5 protein-coding genes are annotated in these 20,244 nt (G+C 45.3%); 1 reads left to right on the top strand and 4 read right to left on the bottom strand.

The window, feature by feature from the left end; all coding sequences use genetic code 11:
- Both IEV57_RS18805 and IEV57_RS18800 read right to left on the bottom strand, forming a co-directional pair.
- On the bottom strand, positions 1-476 hold a 476-nt coding region (locus IEV57_RS18805; protein WP_188444584.1), incomplete at its 3' end, for a PorP/SprF family type IX secretion system membrane protein.
- Between the two features lie 103 nt (positions 477-579).
- Positions 580-14,217, bottom strand: coding sequence for an MBG domain-containing protein (locus IEV57_RS18800; RefSeq protein WP_188444583.1), 13,638 nt, complete (start codon positions 14,215-14,217; stop codon positions 580-582).
- Positions 14,218-15,717: 1,500 nt separating this feature from the next.
- Here IEV57_RS18800 and IEV57_RS18795 point away from each other — a divergent pair.
- Positions 15,718-15,939, top strand: a complete 222-nt coding sequence (locus tag IEV57_RS18795; protein ID WP_188444582.1) for a hypothetical protein — start codon at positions 15,718-15,720, stop codon at positions 15,937-15,939.
- 1,155 nt (positions 15,940-17,094) lie between these two features.
- On the opposite strand, the gene IEV57_RS18790 is transcribed toward IEV57_RS18795, so the two are convergent.
- Together IEV57_RS18790 and IEV57_RS18785 are read right to left on the bottom strand one after the other, a co-directional pair.
- Positions 17,095-18,900, bottom strand: coding sequence for a tetratricopeptide repeat protein (locus tag IEV57_RS18790; RefSeq protein ID WP_188444581.1), 1,806 nt, complete (start codon positions 18,898-18,900; stop codon positions 17,095-17,097).
- A gap of 426 nt (positions 18,901-19,326) precedes the next feature.
- Positions 19,327-20,244: PorP/SprF family type IX secretion system membrane protein (locus IEV57_RS18785; RefSeq protein ID WP_262891058.1), on the bottom strand; the 918-nt coding region annotated here is incomplete at its 5' end.

Below are 20,244 nucleotides of genomic sequence, written 5' to 3'. Positions count from 1 at the left end.
CTCCCAAAGTATTGACCTACTATCGGATCATCTGCTTGCTCTGTTGTCATACTATTTCCATCCAAACGGATAGAGCGGTAATTTAAACCAGCTCCCAATCTCAGATTGGTCTTCTCTCCAACTTGGATTCTTGAGGCATAGCTAGCCACAAATTCTGTTTCTGCAAAGGCACCATACTGGTCATGAAGGATGGAGATCCCTGCTGCATTCTTGCCTAGAATATCTCCTGAGGCCTGACCAGAGAGATGGCCGAAGTCTAGTTCTGCTGAGGCAAAGTATGTCTTTGGTGCTCCCTCCCAGCCTGCCCACTGATTGCGGACAAAGCCTCTCAGCATAGAACCTTCATAACCTGTCAACGCTGGGTTATAGTAGCCCTGTAAATGGCTGAATTGAGAAATGTATTTTCTTGATTGAGCGAGAATATCCGTTGTCGTTACAAGGGCTATTCCTATGATTAAGATGATTATTTTTTTCATGATTTTATATTTTGAGGTGAAAGGTCAAAGGTTAAAGGAGAAAGGAGTGACGAGTCATTTATTCACAAACTCGTCCTTTCGCCTTTTCCCTAGTCCCTTTTGCCTATTTTCTTAAAAGATTCAACATTCCTTTTCTTACTTCTCCTGTCTCTCCTACTTCAATTGTCCAGTAGTATGTTCCAATTGGCAACTCTTTGCCGTTGTGCGTTCCCTCCCATCGGATATCTGGATTCTCTGTGTAGAACATTCTTTCTCCTCCTCTGTCGAATATTTGAATCCTTACACCTGAGTAGTATCTTAATTCTGGAACTCCCCAAGTATCATTCTTACCATCTCCTTCTGGAGTGAAGGTATTGAACACCTCGATCTCGGTGATCTCCTCTCGGATTCTGCTGATCTCAAAGGATTTGTCCAGTGTATTACCGTCCCGGTCAGTCACTTGCACGATGATCGTAAAGGTGGTCTTGCCCTCGGCCCGATCCGCACTGCTCCAGTACAATACATTGTCCCTGATCTCGAAATAGCGGTTATCACCCTCTCCTGCTACCAGGGTCAGCTCATGAATATCATCCAAAGGATCAATCACCGTAAAGGATCCCACCGGTAGGAAGAACGTATTCGCCGAACCCACAAACTCATTGCTGCTTAAAGTAAGATCTACCGGCACTGCTTTAGGGAGAACCCTCAGATGCAACACGCCTTCCAAACTATAAGAATTATAAACCCCTTTACCCGGAAGCAACTCTCCGCTTAAAACATACTCTCCACTAGAGTAGAGGTACTCATCTAATCCCTCAATATCCCACCGGACAACTGTCTCAACGATGCTTCCATCAGACATCAGACCTACCAGACGGGTAGGAAATTCCAATACCACATCCCCATTGCCCCAAGCAGCTTCTAGGTACACCTTAGCAACTTCCACTATAGAGCGCTCCTGAATATGATCAGGCACACCATCTCCATCAGAATCCTTCACATTAAAAGCATCATTCGGGTCAGTACCCTGTTGGATTTCAATGTAATCAGGTACACCGTCGCCGTCGGAATCTTTGAAATCATTTGGATCATTTGGATCGGTGCCCTGTTGTTCTTCCACATGATCCGGCACACCATCTCCGTCTGAGTCTTTTGCATCTCCCGGATTGTTCGGATCGGTACCTTCCTGCTCTTCTACATAGTCCGGCACACCGTCTCCATCAGAATCCTTGAAATCTTCTGCATCGTTTGGATTCGTGACTTGAAGCTCTTCGACATGATCAGGTACACCATCGTCGTCAGAATCTTTAAAGTCATCCTTATCATTCGGATCAGTACCTTCCTGCTCTTCTACATAGTCAGGCACACCATCACCATCAGAATCTTTGAAGTCTTCTGGATCGTTAGGATCAGTTCCCTGTTGCTCTTCCACATGTTCAGGTACACCGTCTCCGTCAGAATCTTTGAAGTCTTCTCCATCATTTGGATCAGTTCCCTCTCGCTCTTCGACATGATCAGGTACACCATCGCCGTCAGAATCTTTAAAGTCATCCTTATCATTCGGATCGGTGCCTTCCTGCTCTTCTACATGATCAGGCACACCGTCGCCATCAGAATCTTTGAAGTCTTCTCCATCATTCGGATCGGTGCCCTGCTGTTCTTCCACATAATCAGGAACTCCATCTCCATCGGAATCTTTAAAGTCATCCTTATCCTTCGGATCAGTACCTTCCTGCTCTTCTACATAGTCAGGCACACCATCACCATCAGAATCTTTGAAGTCTTCTGGATCGTTAGGATCAGTTCCCTCCTGTTCTTCTACATAATCAGGCACACCATCGCCGTCAGAATCTTTAAAGTCATCCTTATCATTCGGATCAGTTCCCTCCTGCTCTTCTACATAGTCAGGCACACCGTCTCCATCGGAATCCTTGAAATCATTCGGATCATTTGGATCTGTGCCCTGCTGTTCTTCCACATAATCAGGAGCAACATCTCCATCCGAATCCTTGAAATCATTCGGATCATTTGGATTTGTTCCCTCCTGCTCTTCTACATGATCAGGAACTCCGTCACCGTCAGAATCTTTGAAGTCTTCTCCATCATTTGGATCGGTACCCTGTTGTTCTTCCACATGATCAGGAACTCCGTCTCCATCCGAGTCTTTGAACTCTTCTGGATCGTTAGGATCAGTTCCCTGCTGTTCTTCCACATAATCAGGAGCACCATCTCCATCCGAATCCTTGAAATCATTCGGATCATTTGGATTTGTTCCCTCCTGCTCTTCTACATGATCAGGAACTCCATCACCGTCAGAATCTTTGAAGTCTTCTCCATCATTTGGATCGGTACCCTGTTGTTCTTCCACATGATCAGGAACTCCGTCTCCATCAGAATCTTTAAAGTCATCCTTATCATTCGGATCAGTGCCCTCTCGCTCTTCCACATGATCTGGCACACCATCTACGTCTGAGTCTTTTGCATCACCCGGATTGTTGGGATCAGTTCCCTCCTGCTCTTCTACATAATCTGGTACACCATCACCATCGGAGTCTTTGAAGTCTTCTGGATCGTTAGGATCAGTGCCCTGTTGTTCTTCTACATAATCAGGAACTCCATCGCCATCAGAATCTTTAAAGTCATCCTTATCATTCGGATCAGTGCCCTCTCGCTCTTCCACATGATCTGGCACACCATCTCCGTCTGAGTCTTTTGCATCACCCGGATTGTTGGGATCAGTTCCCTCCTGCTCTTCTACATAATCTGGTACACCATCACCATCGGAGTCTTTGAAGTCTTCTGGATCATTTGGATCAGTGCCTTGCTGATCTTCCACATCATCTGGAACTCCATCACCATCTCTATCCACACTGCGGATTTCAAATTCAGGATTACCCTCTAGCAGCAGTTCATAATTTGATCCGGCACTTAAACTGCCCAAGCTAATCGAATAAATACCCACTGCTTCACCAGCATTTCGATTTATGGAACCTACTACTTCATCATCTCCGAATAATTCCGGGTCCAATGTGTAAACCAATTCCGGGTCCTCATCGCCATAATCCTTGATCTGATTGGATACTAGTACCCTGATCTCTTTCTTCATAATCACAAAGGTCTGACTGGTAGTGCCGCTGTAGTTTCCGATACCCGAGATCGTCACCGTAGCTGTGCCTACATTGGTATTATCCGCATAGCTGAGCGTATAGTCCACATCATTGGTCAGGGTCTTATTTCCTTCTTTTACCAAAGGTACCGGCCTCTGGACCTGCCCATTGTAGGTCAGATCCACTATTGTATCCACTGTAATGTCACTTGCATCAATCGCTTTCTTGCCGATCGCAAACAAAATACCCTCCGTGAAGGCCAACTCGTAATTATTTTTTTGGAAGCTATCCCTATCGATGAGCTCAAGGCTTCCCTGTTCTATCGCATAGGTGCCTTCCGATTCGCCAATAGCTCTAGTCAGGCTACCACTGAACCCAGGTGTCTCTCCGCTAACTTCACCAGTGTGACTATAAGTCAGAACAGGGTCGGGTTCTCCAAAGGTCTTGCTTTGTCCTCCATCTGGAGTCACCGTCAGCGTACGTTGGGTAATCTCTCCGTCTGTACCAGTGATCGTCGCCGTAGCTCCGCCCTGGATATAGTAGTTCCCTGCATCCGCTCCTGAAAGCGTCAAGCCCGTCACGGTATAACTTCTGGCACCTGCATCCTTGCTGTCGTATTCGCCCGTAGCCGAAGCCATCACCTGATCCAGATTAATCGGTGAAACCAGGCTGAGTTCCAGATCCAGCAGTTGCGCATTGCCGTCATAGACCTTTGTCGTACTGCTGGTAACAGCTACTGTCAGTTCCTTCGGTGTAACTTCCAGCTTGCCTTGTAGCACCAGTGTATTGCTGAAGTTAGGGCTGGTCACCGCTGAATTGGATGCCAACAAGTCGTAAGTTCCGACGTTAAGTTTACCGGAAGTGGCATACGTGGCATCTTCAACCACAATCTCAAAGCTTGCCGTACCGGATGCCCCGTCAGTTACTGTCACCTGCGTCCCATTTACTACCGTGCTTGATGTCAGGTCTTTGATCAATTGATCATCAGAACTGAAATAGCCAACTTCGTCAATTTCATAAACTGGTGTACTTCCATAAATCACTTCTGAATCCTTCAACTTCACCAAGAGCTGATCTGCACCTACAATCGTAAAATCTCCAGGGACATAGCTGATCTCATAATTCTGAGCAGTCACACCCGAAGCTTGCAGCACATCCGCATACTCACCTGCGGCTTCTGCACCCGTATTCGTACGGATGATCGTCAGGTTCGTCGTATTCAAGACTGATTCATCCTCCCCGAACTTAAAGCCGCTGTAGCTTACCCCTGCGTAGCCATTTGCATCAGACTGCGTCACAAACTTGCTGTCGTTATTGGCCGTGATGGTTAACGCTGCCTTGGTGATTTCAAAATCAACTCCTGTGGTCAGGTCAAGTTGATAATTGGTCGCCTTGAAGGATCCATTGTCCATCAATTCCAGATTGCCTCGTGTGATTTCGTAAGTTCCCACGTTCTCTCCCTGAACTCTGGTCAATGATCCATCGAAGCCCGGAGTCTCTCCTGTTGCTTCACCGCTGAATTCGTAAGTCAGTGTCGGATCGGAATCACCGTATTCTTTGGTTTGATTCGCATCCGGTGTCAATGTAAGTGTCGACTTCGCCACTTCCAAGCTGCCATCAACATAGGTGATGGCATAGTTCGTCGTCACATCATTATCCGACGCATCCTTGATCACAGCCGTACTAGGCACATTGGCACTACTGCCAACATCCGTCTGGGAACCTGTAACTGTCACCGTGTAAGTATGGCCGCTTACCAATGCGCCTGTTGTGATGCTGCTGCCTGTATCGGTCAATGCCGTGCCATCGTAAAATTTGCTATCGCTGTCTGCCGTGATTTCGATCGCTAGAGCGGTCACCTCCAAGCTGCCGTCAACATAGGTGATGGCATAGTTCGCCGTCACATCATTGTCCGAGCCATCCTTGATCACAGCCGTACTAGGCACATTGGCACTACTGCCAACATCCGTCTGAGAACCTGTAACTGTAGCTGTATAGGTATGACCTGTAACAAAAGCTCCATCCGTAATGCTGCTGCCTGTATCGGTCAAGGCTGTACCATCGTAAACTTTGCTATCGCTGTCTGCCGTGATCTCGATCGCTAGAGCGGTCACCACCAAGGCTCCATCCACATATGTGATGGCATAGTTGGCCGTCACATCATTATCCGATGCATCTTTAATTACTGCTGCACTCGCAACGTTGACGCTACTGCCCACATTGGTTTGACTTCCTGTAACGGTCGCCATGTAGGTATGGCCACTTACCAAAGCGCCATCGGTGATGCTGCTGCCTGTATCGATCAAAGCAGCCCCATCATATATTTTACTGTCGCTGTCGGCTGTGATTTCGATCGAAAGCTTCGTCACTTCCAGTGTTCCGTTAACGTAGCTGATGTCGTAATTCGACGTCACATCGTTCTCTGATGCATCCTTGATCACAGCCGCACTCGGTACGTTGTTGCTCGTACCCACATCCGTCTGAGTTCCCGTAACAGTAGCTGTATAGGTATGACCTGTTACCAAAGCTCCACCTGTAATGCTGCTGCCAGTATCGGTCAAGGCTGTACCATCGTAAACTTTGCTATCGCTATCTGCCGTGATCTCTATCGCTAGAGTGGTCACCGCCAAGCTGCCGTTAACATAGGTGATGGCATAGTTCGCCGTCACATCATTATTCGATGCATCCTTGATCACTGCTTCACTCGCTAAGTTGTCGCTTGAACCCACATTGGTCTGGCTTCCTGTTACTGTCGCCGTGTAGGTGTGGCCGCTTACCAGTGCGCCTGTTGTTATGCTGCTGCCAGTATCGGTCAAGGCTGTACCATCGTAAACTTTGCTATCGCTGTCGGCTGTGATTTCGATCGCTAGAGCGGTAACCGCCAAGGCTCCATCCACATAGGTGATGGCATAATTGGTCGTCACATCGTTGTCTAACGCATCTTTGATTACTGCTGCACTCGCAACGTTGGCGTTGCTGCCCACATTGGTTTGACTTCCTGTAACGGTCGCCGTGTAGGTATGGCCAGTCACCAATGCGCCATCGGTGATGCTGCTGCCTGTATCAGTCAAGGCAGCGCCGTCATATATTTTACTGTCGCTGTCGGCCGTAATTTCGATCGCTAGAGCGGTTACCGCCAAGGTTCCATCCACATACGTGATGGCATAGTTCACCGTCACATCATTATCCGACGCATCCTTGATCACAGCTGCACTCGCAATGTTGGCGCTACTGCCCACATTTGTTTGACTTCCTGTAACGGTCGCCGTGTAGGTATGGCCAGTCACCAAAGCGCCATCGGTGATGCTACTGCCTGTATCGGTCAATGCCGTGCCATCGTACACTTTGGTATTGCTGTCTGCTGTGATTTCGATCGCTAGAGCGGTCACCGCCAAGGCTCCATCCACATACGTTATGGCATAATTGGCCGTCACATCGTTGTCTGCTCCGTCTTTGATTAATGCTGCACTCGCAACGTTAGCGCTGCTGCCCACATTGGTTTGACTTCCCGTTACTGTTGCCGTGTAGGTATGGCCGGTCACCAAAGCTCCAGCTGTAATGCTGCTGCCAGTATCGCTCAATGCCGTGCCATCGTAAACTTTTGTGTCGCTGTCGGCCGTGATTTCAACCGCAAGAGCTGTCACCTCCAGTGTACCATTGACATAGGTAATGTCATAATTAGCCGTTATATCATTGTTAGCCCCATCTAAGATTAAAGCTGCACTCACTTCGTTTGCGCTACTACCCACATTTGTCTGAGTCCCCGCTATCATCGCGGTGTACTTATGACCGGTTACCAAGGTTCCCGTTGTGATCTCGGAATCCGAATCCGTCAGGGCTGTGCCGTCGTAAACTTTAGTATCGCTGTCCGCCGTGATTGTTACCGCAAGCTTCGTTACACTAAATGTGACTTGTTTTTCTCCACTATAATCCCCTATTCCGGTAATCGTCACAGTCGCTGTGCCCACATTGATGTTTTCGCTGAAGCTCAGGGTGTAGTCGGTATCCTCAACCAGCGTCGTACTTCCATCCTTCACCACCACAGATGGCTCGATCGCAGAGCCTGTATAGGTCTGGTCGGAAATGGCTTCAATAGTCAAGGTGGAAATATCAATCGTATTGTCCACTCTAAAAAAACCATACTTTCCTGTGCTAATCAGAACCGGATCTAGTGTACTCAGATCCGTATCTGCATCCACATTTGTACGGGTATTGGCTTCTCCGCCTACCTCAGTCTGTACACCTGAACTTTCAGATTCTTTTCCAGAATACAAGAGCGCCCTAGCACCAGACTCAATAGTAATCGCACCATTACTTGAAATCTTGATATTCCCATCGCCTTCACTACCTAACGATTCATCCTGATCGGCATACAACTTCACTGCATCGCCAGTAGCTAGCGTGGAAACAATAGGTTCTGTTACCAAAAGATCTCCTGATAGCGTAGCAATCTCAATGGCGCCAGTGGAGTAGATTCCGGTAGGATTTACTGTTCCCACCGTTAAGCCTCCACTTGCATCTACAAAGCTTAAACTGCCCAGCTTGGTAGCATCCGATCCTCCAGCTATAGTGGCTACATTGTTGGAAGCATTGGTGAGGGTGAAAGTACCTGTTCCATTCAGACCCAGCCCATTTGCTGTAAGTGCTGCAGATTGTGTAACAGCGCCAGAGGCGTGAAGATGTATGTCACTGCCCGTGGCAGTGGTTGCTGCATTGATGGCAATGGCTCCACCATAGATAGAAATAGGGCCTCCTATGGCAGTTGCCGATCCAACTGTAACATTTCGTGTATTACCAGTTTTACCGATGGTCAAACCGGTCAAACCATCATATGTCAGGTTATTCGTGTTGAAATCAGCAGTGAATGAGGTGCCAAATGGTTCGATTGTAAAAGTTCCGGTAGTATTAAAAGCTATTCCAGAGGTTAAATCAAATTTATCCGCTGTAACGCTTATGTCGCTACTTGAGCTAGCAACATCACTTGCTGTTTTATAACCAACTGTTGAAGCGAACAACGAACTATATATTGTTCCTCCCGCACTTCCCCCGAGTAAATTAATGTCGCCATTATTAGCTAAAATATTTGCGCCAATAAATAGTACATTATAAGGGACTCCAGCGCCTCCACCTGAGGTTCCTGTGATATTTATATTTCCTGTTCCGGTACTTTGCACAAAAATCCCGGCGCCGCCCCCAGCAAGTAATACTCCTCTACTTTGAATAGAGCCACTTCCTGACGTTCCTGTTAAGGTTATATCACCATCTACTGTTTTGATATAAGAAGCTGTACCACCTGCTGTAATTGCAAAATTTCCAAGATTCATACCATCCGAGTAGGAAGCACTGGACCCACTAACATCACCGACTAAAGTGATGCTTCCTGTTTTACCAGCATCAAAAACAAATCCCTCGTAGGCATTTATACCCGCTGCATCGTTGTTGTAAGTCGATGTTTGTTGACCTTTTAAAGCAATATTTCCACCACCTGAGATAAAAGAAATACCACTATCGTGTCTTGAACCACCACTCTCAGTCCCTAGGTTTATTCCTCCTCTAAATACATTAGCTGAGTTAACTGCATACCCCGTTGGGGTGGTCGTTCCTGCACCGCCACCTAAAGTTATTGCACCGCCATTTTCATCATCATTTGAACCATTGTTTGCGGTTCTATCGGATGATGTTCTGGTATCTATAGTGACGTTATCCTGAATATAAATGTATCCACCATTACTATCACTGTTTGACCAAAGCGTTACATCACCACCATCAGTTGTAATACTTTTACTTGCAGCAGTAGTAATATTTCCACTTGCTTTTAATAAAATATCTCCACCGCTGGCGGTAGACGTCAGGTTCTGATTAACAGTGATACCCCCCCCATACACCGAAATTGGCCCGGCGATGGTTGCTGCTCCTGCAATGGTCATAGAAGCCGTGTTACTCGCCTTACCTAGGGTTAAACCGCTTACTGCAGCATCTAAACTCAGATTACTTATCGGAAAGCTAAGTGCTGAGGTAAATGAAGCACCAGACGGCTCAATAGTTACCGCTCCTGTGGTGTTAAAAGAGGTAGCGGTTCCTCCTGCTTCAACAGATATCGCATTGCCTCGGAAAATAATATCTGAACTACTGCTTGTGATAGCACTGCCAGCCTTAAAGCCATAGGTATTTGCCGTATTTTTATTGAAAATACCGTTGGTACCGCCATCCAAGCTAATGGTACCTGAGGTTGCCAACACATCAATGGTTTGTAAGAAGATCCCCTTAGAAGAGCCTCCGCCAACACCTTCTAGCGTAATGTCGCCACCACCCGGGGCTTTAAGCTCTTTTTTAGAACTGAAATTGAAAACCAATCCAAGCTCGCTGCTAGATACCCCGCGTATATAAATGGCATCGCCTGAAGTAGCAGCAGAAGTAAGTGTGAGTTTAAGCTCTGCTTCTGCTGAACCATGATTAAGGTTAATACCATAGTGATTCACCCCTTCACCAATCATGCGGATGCGTCCCGTACCTGCATCTGTAAATAATCCACCAAACTGGTTAATACCTACATTATTATATAATAGCGGCGTCTCATTGTTACTACTGTAACCATGCATGGTGATATTTCCACCACCGGAATAGAAGTACACATCCCCCGTATTATCGGTCGAAAGCTCAATACCTGGGTTGGTTGCCGAACGAGCAAAACCATCTGGGAATCCATCATTGGCCGTGCCGCCGTTGGCACCATCATCAGCCCCACCGGCCAACACAATATTACCGCCTCCACTCAAACCAGAGTCGGTAGAGCCGTTGGCCGTATTAAAGGTTACATTGTTTCCGACCGCAATGAAGCCTTCGTTATTAGCATCGCTGTCCGACCATAAAATCAGATCACCGTTGTTGGTGGTAATGCTTTTATTAGCCGCATACAGAATATTGCCTGAAGACTTCAGCAATATATCAGCAGCATTTGCGCTGGTTATCAGATTACCTCCAACAGTAATATCACCGCCAATAAATTTGATTGGGCCATTCACTCCCCAATCATGGTAGGTTGAAAATCCAGTGGTATTGCCTTCTTTACCAAAAACTAGTCCGCCCAGTTGACTCACATTATTGATACGAAGGCCGGCAGCATCTGAAACACCTATGAATGTATCGCTAGAAAGACTTCCTGAAAAGTCCAGCACATTGCCATAGCTTGAAAAGGCCGTTCCAAAAGGCTGCAAAGTGAATTTACCTGTACTTTCAACCACTGTTTGGCTGTTCGTATTACTCAGAAAATTGGTTACCAAGGTAATATTTCCAGAGCCGCTTGATAATGTTCGGTTCTGGGTGCGTGCCTCAATTCTGGTCGCACCTTGAATAAAAATGTCACCGTTGGCAGTGGAGGTATTAATATTATTGTAGATATCTGCCAAGTTAGCGTATATGCTCATTGGTCCTGAAATATTGACAGGTGTGTACAAGCTAATTCGTGATGTTGTATTATTGGTTTTACCAAAGCGAAGCGAAGTGATACCCGATTTAAAATCATACTCATCGCTGATGTTAATATCTGCTGCGAAATTACCGCCCGACGGACCTTCGAACACCACATTACCTGCGCTTTCAACCACAATGGCGCCAGCTATTCTATCCGTCGTCTGAAGCGAACCCGTACTAAAGGTGATATCCCCTGTATTGGCATCGCCAATGGTGATGCTTCCGGCCGCATCCCGAGCACGAAGCGCAATACCATCGTTTCCTCCTGTATTGCCGCTTGCACCCGAAAGGCTAATGCTACCCCCATCAGTGGAGATGCTTAAGCCTGCAGTATTATCATTCATTTGTGCTAATAAACCTACGGCTTCACCTGTTTGGAGGGCTGCATTGGTTGCATTTCCGCTAATGCTGATATTACCACTGCCAGTGCTTAGACTGATCTGTTCGGTACCACTTGCCATAAGGATCAAACCATGCGACCAAACAAAGGAATTGGTCGCTTCCGAAATGCCTTCCAGATTCATATTCCCAGAAGTCGTAGAAAGCGTTACGTTCCCTGTTTGGGTAGAACTTCCAATGGCAGTTCCCAACCATAAGCCCCCTGACATGTTAGGATTTCCTGTACGTCTTCCAAAAAGACTTAATTCACCAGGGCCAGTTTGTATGTCACTATCAATTACTATAAGGCCTGTATTGCTACCATCAACAGATGTGTTTTGACCCCGCATACGTAAATTTCCGCCACCGGTATTGATATTTGAATACCTAATAAAGATACCATTTCTGTTATTTTCATTCGTGATGGAGTAGCCCGTGGGCACGCTAAGTCCATCTAGGGTTTCACTAGCGCTACCACCGCCAATATACAATGCACCTCCATTCGTTGTAAAATCACCAAACAAATCAACACGTCCATTGCTGCTATCATTGCTGTTAGAACGTAACACCACTGACCCTCCTAGAGTGGTAATGTTGCCAATAGTAGTTTGGAAAATATTCGATTGCGCCTCTAAGAACCAGTCATTATCCGTCGCATTACTCACGGGAGCATTGATGGTAATATTACCCGCCTCTATAGTTAAATCACCACTGGCCAAATAGCCTTCTACTACCGAAGCATTTACATTAACCGGATTTGATATGGTGCTTAAGGTGCGGCTGCCGCTATCAAAGCTCCACGTACTGTTCTCGGCATCGCCACCCGAAGATACAATGGTTAAGTCACCTGTTCCCGATGATACCCGATAAATGGCATAACTATTATCTGCTGCTAAAGCCGGTGAGATAGTTGAGGTTTCGTCAAATGGAGAACGCGTATTAGCTGTACCTCCTGCTAAATCAGTAAGTCCCGTACTAGAGGATTCAGTCCCGCTGAATAACTTAGCGATACCTCCAGTACCCATTGTGAGTGTTGGTGCTGAATTGCTTACAAGTATATTGCCTCCGCCTATAGTACCAGGAGATGATGCTCTACCTGCATTAACGATAATCGCATTGGTAGAAGTAGAGGTGGTATTGATATTTTGGGATAGAGTAATATCTCCATTCTCGGTTTCTATCAAGACGGTACCTGTAGAAAAAATTCCATCCGGATTTACCGATCCAATTTCCAACGCATCGGCATCGCGGTAGGCCAAATTACCTAAGCGGGTGGTATTGTCTCCACCAGCTATAATGCCCACATTGTTCGCCGCATTTTGTAAAGTGAAAGTTCCAGTACCGTTCAGCGCCAAGCGATTGGCGGTAAGGGATGCACTTTGGGAAACGGCACCTGAGGCATACAAATTAATGTCACTGCCCGTGGCCGTAGTAGCTGCATTGAGCGCCAAGTTTCCCCCATACACCGAAATTGGCCCAGCGATAGTTTGCGCACTGTTAATGGTGATGTTGGCAGTATTGCCATATTTGCCTAAACGAAGGCCTGTGATATCTGAACCCAATGCCAGATTGGATAACGGCCAGGTTAAGGCATTCGTGAAGCTTGTACCAAAGGGCTCGACAATGAGTGTACCGGTGGTTTGTATTTCAGTACCAGCGAAAACGTTGATAGCATTGGCACGCAATGTCACATTACTGGAACTGCTGGTCACGTCTGTGCCGGTTTTTTGTCCAATCGTCCCAATGAAATTGAAACCTGTGCCACCTTCGGCACTAATCAGAATATCGCCGCTAGCAGCGAGCACGTCTAGGGTTGAATTGTAGGAAGGGCCAGAACCACTGTTCACCCCTTTAGCCAGAATAGTAATGCCGCCCGCGCCGGTGGCTTGCATTATCGACCTAGTACCCGGTCCGCTGATGGTTTGCAAACCGCTGAAATCACTGCGGCTCGTAGTTCCGTCAATCAGAATAGCAGGGGTATCTGCATCACCGCCGCCGGCGGTAATATTGATGGAACCATTAAAGCCGCCCAACTCGATACCATGGTAACCGCTTGCGTTTTTGCCTTCACCTTTAATCGTGATCGTACCATTACCCGCATTGGCAATACCTGTCCGGTTCCAAGCAACACCCCACCCGGGTAAAGTGCCATTTGATTCGCCATTCAAATAAATATCACCACCGCCCGAATAAATACTGGTCGTGGTAGCCGCCTGCGAATAGCTCCCAAAGCTGATGCCTGATCGAGCGGTACCCCCATTCGCAGCGCCAGTGGGTAAGCCTTGGGCATTCACACCTGAACCACCCGCTAGCCACACCTTACCGCCTCCGTTTGTTTGAGTGGTTGAGCCATTAGCAGTATTGAATGTTGTCCAATCGCCCAATTGAATACCACCAGATGTTCCATCAGCTGAATTTGCCCATAGAACAATGTTGCCATTGTTGGTTTGCAAGGTCCGGTATGCGCTATTGCTAGAGCCACTAGCCATGGCAATATAGCCCGAGCCTTTGAGCAAAATATCGGCTTCACTAGCTGTAGAGGTCAGGTTTTGATCAACGGTGATGTCTCCGCCATAAACTGAAATTGGCCCTGCGATAGTTTGGGCTGTTGCGGTGGTAATATTGGCCGTGTTGCCTTCTTTACCAATGGTCAAGCCACTGACATCACTGGATAGGGCTAGGTTGCTTGTCACATTCAATGTACTGCTGAAACTCGTACTCGTGGAGATGGGTTGAATAGTCACTGTGCCGGTGGTGGCAATGCTACTTCCCAAAGCGAAAGTAAAGCTGTCCGCGTTCAGCGTCACGTTGCTGCTGGAGGTGAGAACGTCGCTCCCCGCCTTGCGGCCAAAGGTTGCGCCATTGAGTAAACGGCCACTCGTCGTGTTGGCGTTAACTGTAATGTCGCCGCTGGCCGCTAGAATGGCGCCGTTCAAACGCAGGTCAGGGTTGCTGCTGTTGCCCAGGCTACTACTACCATTAAGAGTAATACCACCGGTACCCGTGGCCTCAATAGTATTGAGCGACGCACTGGCAAATCCGATCATATCGCCACTGCCGCCTGAGGCCGTGCCGGTGATACTGATCGAGCCCGTACCACTGGTTTTGTACAGACCCGCTGTAGAGCCTGCTGCCCAGCTACCTAGTTCCACGCCATTAGGGTTGGCATTACCAGTGGACAAACCATCAATGGTCAGGTCGCCATTTGTGCCGGCGTCAATCGTCACACCACCGTAGGTCTGCACCCCAAATTTATAGTTCGATCCACCCGCTACCGTATTCTGGCCGCGCAAGCTGATATCGCCGCCCCCGGAATAGAGTTTGATGTTCGAGTTGTGGCCTTGCCTAGTGTCTGTGCCCAAGCCAATACCGTTGGATGTGCCGCTGATGTTCTGTGCGTAGCCAGTCGGCACCACCGTGGCCGAAGCCAAGGTGGTGCTAGCACTGCCACCACCCAGTGTGATCGTACCGCCCCCCGTGGCCGTGCTGATGTTAGCTGCCGTGCGATCCGTATTGGAGCGGCTGTCGAGCGTGCCGCCGTCTTTAAGGTAAACCCCGCCCGTGGTCGGTGCGACGGTGGTGCTGGAGCTGTTGGCCCACAGGGTGATGTCGCCAGCGTTACTGGTGATCGCAAAGCCTTCGTTGACGATGCCCGCTGAAGCCTTGAGCAAAATATCTGCACCAGCTAATGTTGACGTTAGGTTCTGGTTTACCCCAAGATTCCCACCATACAGCGTAATCGGGCCGGCAATGCTAAAGCCTGCATCCAAACGCATATTCTTCACGTTGGCATCAACATAGGGTGAATCGCCTACGACTCCGGTACCACTATAGGTGCCCAATTCCAGACCTCCCAAATTTGCGATATTGGGAATTTGCACGCCCGCCAAAGCGCTACTTCCTGTAAAAGTACCGCTGCTTAATGAACCATTATAGGTTAATTGCGGGGTTTGGCCACCCCAAAAGCTATGACCACTTACAGGTGCAACAGATACTTTCCCTGTTGTTTCCAAAATCATCTGAAAGGGTCCCCAAAAGGAAAAGTTGTTTTGCAGAACTTCACTATAAGGCATTAAGGTAATGTTTCCAGTACCTGTGGAAATCGTTCTGTCACTTGATTCTGCTGCCACATCACCTAAATCCGTTACTGCACTTTCTCCAGCGATCAGTACGTCACCACCGTTGGTGGTAATATTGCCTCGAAGCGCAACACCTGCATTAGCAGAATAAAATGCATATCCCCCTCCCACAGTGTGCCCATGCCAAACGGCTTCACCTATTGATTCATAATTACCACCCATGTAGACATGACCACCGTTAGTGGTGATGGTTGCGGGTCGAATGTAGCCATTTCCATCTGTGGCTGTCGACCAATAGACAACATCGCCGCCATTAGTTGTTACAGTTGTTCCAATGCTGAAATCAATGCCATTTATAGCCTTCATATACAAGTCTCCCTGCGTGGTAATATTGGCGTTGGCAGAGATGCTATTTCCATACACCGATACAGGTCCCGCAACATCTATTGAATTTGTAACGGTTATGCTTGATGTATTGGAAAAGGTAACCCCAGTCATACCTTCATAGTTACCAATCGTAAAACCGCCTAAACTATTAAAGGCATTGATAGTTAAGGCATCAAAGGTTCCCGTTACATCAATATTTGGGGAAGCATTATTATGACTCCAAGTTACGGCCCCTGCGTAAGCACCTCCATCTGGAACTAAGTATAAATGCCCTGTGGAAGTTAAAGTAGCTGCTCCACTAATTACATCAGTGGCTAAAACGATATCTCCCGCTCCTATTGTAATTGAAGATGAGTTAAATGAAATACCTTGAATACCACCACCTGCACCAGGAGCAGCCCAAATAAAAACATCACCACCACTTGTATTTAAAGCTACTCCATTAATATCTACAGCGTTTTGATTGGTGGAACCAACTGCATTAACGGAAGGCCCATTACCAACGGTTAAGCCGTTCCAAGTAGTAGCGCCTTGCGCTGTTGCACTACCCCCCATCCAAAAATGTCCGCCATTCGTGTTAATAGTAGGCGAGCTAGAAACTGTAGCACCTGCACGATTGTGATTGTTATAATCCGACCATAACACAATATTCAATGCTCCTGAGGTGGATTGAACATCTGCATTAATCATTGCTCTACCATATCCTTCGGTATTGGTTCCGCCAGCTCTAATTGTTAATGTCGCATCACCACCAGCTGTTTTATCTATGGCGTCAGCTACGCTAATTAATGATCCTTCCAGCATTACACTTGTACCCGCATTTAAATAGCCTTCAATTACACTGGTATTAACATTGGCAGTACCTGTTGCAGTAATGATTACAGGATTAGTGCCCGAAACCGACCAATTAGTCCCTGAGGTGCCGGTTTGTCCGCTATCGCTGATCGTTAAGGTTTGTCCAAAACCAATTAGAGGTAAAAAAAAGAGAAGGAAACCTAAGATCTTTTTTGAAAAAAAGAAAGATACTATGTGTGTTCCTTTTAAAGAAACAGAGCTTTTTTCGTAGCGTTTTTCCATGCTTTATGATCTGTAAATAATATAAAATTGACTTGTAATTTTCAATAAGGCTGCAATAAGTAAAGAAGCCTTGTGAATGAGAAAAAAACCGCGTAGACAAAGTATAGACAAATCTAAAAAACCTTGAATATCAGTTTTTTTCTATTTCTCCTGTACCTCCAATGTGTTGACCCAAGTAGCCAAATCGGTCTCTCTAGTCAAATCCAATTTCTTAAGAAGTCTATATTTTTTTGTCCTCACGCTTTGATCAGTGATACGCAAAATCTGACCAATTTCCTTAGTAGAAAGATTCATCTTGATTAATGAACAAAGCTCAAGGTCATTTTGAGTTAATTGAGGATAAGCGATAGTAAGTTTTTCGATAAATTGAGGGTGAAGTAATTTGAATTTCTCAACTAAATCATTCCATGGATTCTGCTTGAGTTCTATCGCCCTTACTTGGTTTTCGATCTTTTCATTACTAGTCCCTTCTTTGATTTTATTAACTAAATCTTGCATTTGATCTTTCAAGGCTACCTTTTCCATAGTTTGCTGTAATAGATCATTTTCTCGTAGCTTGAGGGCCTCACTTTTGACTTGATTTAAGTTTTCGGCGAGATCTAATTTGACTTGGATCAGTTGATTCTTATTTCTCCACCAATAGATTACAAATAAGAGCATAACCAGAAATACTCCCATTAAAGCCATGATGTATTGTTGGTAAAGTTTATCATTAGATAGTCTAATGATTTCATTTTCTTTCTTTTCGGATTCGTATTTCGTTTTGAGCTCAGTAGCTGTATTCCTAACAGATTCATTCACAAGACTATCATTTAAGGAATAATATCTAGATAGATTATCATAAGCTGCATCAAAAGCTCCTCGGTCCCTCTCAAGCCATGCCAGTCGTTCGAAAACCAAGGCCTCTTCCTTTTTAAATTTAAGAGACTTTGCCAAAGACAAAGCCTTATTTAAACGCGCTTCTGATAATGAATACTTTTTCATCATCCTGTATAAATTTCCTAAATTCACATTTGAAAGTAGTACCCCGTAGGCAATATCATGTTGCTCTGAAAGTTGTTCGCATTCTAAAAAAAGACTCTCCGCTGCAGGATAATCTTCCAATTTTTCGAAGATATTCGCCCGATTGGTTAGATTTTGGGCGGTTAAAAAAGGGCTTTTAACGACAGTCAATTCTTGATTTGCCAATTCATAATAAAATAAAGCTCTATCTAAAGAATCTCTCTTTTTGTAACTCACACCCAAATTATTATAAGCTTCTATCAGTTCCATGCTGTTGCCCAAAGCTTGTTCAATTTGTATTTGTTTTAAAAGATAGAATTCTTGACTTTCAAAGTCACCCATCTGATGAAAATCAAAAGCCATGGATTGATACGCTTTTGCCAAATTAGCACTTTGATTTCTCTCTTCGAAAATCTTAGCAGCCTCCAATAGAAATTCTATCGACTTAGAATAAGCAGCATTATAGGAGCTTTCCAAACCTTTTAAAAGCAAGATCATCCCCCTGTACTCAGAATTTAAACTTACTTCATTTTCAACATGATGTTGCCAATAAATCAAGGAGTCGAAATTGAATTTCTGATCATGGGCAAAAGCTAATCGTATATAAATAGAAATCAGGCCTTCTTTTTTTTCATCGCTCAAAAGCCCCCTCATCGTATGTAAAGTTTGAATCAGAGAATCGTAATCTCCGATTTTGGAAAGATAATCGGTATGCAAATCATATAGTTCAAAGAGTTGAACTTGATTGTTATTTGAGGAGAAATCTTTTTGAAGTGAACTAAATAGCTTCTTATAAGATGATGGATCTTCTTTTCCTATTCTGATAAAATCTTTGAGTTGTTTCTCTTTAGAAGGTATCAAAGTATCTAACCCTGATTGGGAGTTTCCCAAAATTTCATAATGAACTAGAAACAAAAAAAATATAGCGAAAATGACTCTAGACATCAAGGAAATTTTTAATATTATTTAAACAAAATAAAACATTTCAAAATTACATAAGGAATCGTTCTAGAGATGATACTTATTTTACATTAAATAACATTTAATTTACAAAATGATTTTACACCTGCTCATTTATTAAAAAAAAATGATCATTCTAAAAAAAAAAGTTGAATTTAATTTTTGTTACATGCATATCAGCTTTTACTTCAGTAGCAAAAAAAAAACGGTTTCTTAGATCGATAGCGGTAATGATAATCATATTTGGTTATTCAATAATAGCTCTTTTTAAAAAAGATTTTTATAAATTCATTGTACAAGCATAACAAAGGATTCTTCGAAAAGAAATGAAAATAAAGTTGAGTTTATTCCTAATTTAAAACCTCAGGAACAAACTCAATTTTTTGACTTTTTAACATTCGATCTCATTCTTTACCAAATCGTCCCTCTCCTATCTCCAAACAGTGCATAAGTCAACATGAATTCATGCGTCACATTGGGAAGTAAGTAGCTTCTCAGCATCGGCATCTCGTAGATATAACCAATGCGCATCTTGTCGAAGAGCAAGCCAAACTGGAAGTTGTTTGCATAGTCTATTCTATGTCCTCCTCCAATCCAAACCTTTTCTTTCATCACTACTTTAAGGTTGAGTTCTAAGTTGTCTGGTAAGTCAGACTGACTCCTATACATGAAATTGGTCGCTACTGCTAGATTATCATTGATCCTGTTTCTGTATCCTGCTTGGAAGATGCCTACCCTGGGCATTCTTTCCATAAACACATCTCCCGAGTTGATCGCTCCTTGATTTACATGGTGCACTGCATAGGACACATAGTAGCTTGGGTGTGTCAGGGCAAGTCCTAAATTGAAGTCTATCACTTGCATATTAGAGAAACTCCCAAAGTATTGACCTACTATCGGATCATCTGCTTGCTCTGTTGTCATACTATTTCCATCCAAACGGATAGAGCGGTAATTTAAACCAGCTCCCAATCTCAGGTTGGTCTTCTCTCCAACTTGGATTCTTGAGGCATAGCTAGCCACAAATTCTGTTTCTGCAAAGGCACCATACTGATCATGAAGGATGGAGATCCCTGCGGCATTCTTGCCCAGAATATCTCCTGAGCCCTGACCAGAGAGTTGGCCGAAGTCTAGTTCTGCTGAGGCAAAGTATGTCTTTGGTGCTCCCTCCCAGCCTGCCCACTGATTGCGGACAAAGCCGCGAATCATAGATCCTTCATAGCCTGTCAGTGCCGGATTATAGTAGCCCTGTAAGTGACTGAATTGAGAAATGTATTTTCGAGATTGAGCGAGAATATCCGTTGTCGTTACAAGGGCTATTCCTATGAA

Source organism: Belliella aquatica, from assembly GCF_014637795.1.
Classification (GTDB): Bacteria; Bacteroidota; Bacteroidia; order Cytophagales; family Cyclobacteriaceae; genus Belliella; species Belliella aquatica.
This window is presented reverse-complemented; position numbering and strand designations above follow the sequence as displayed.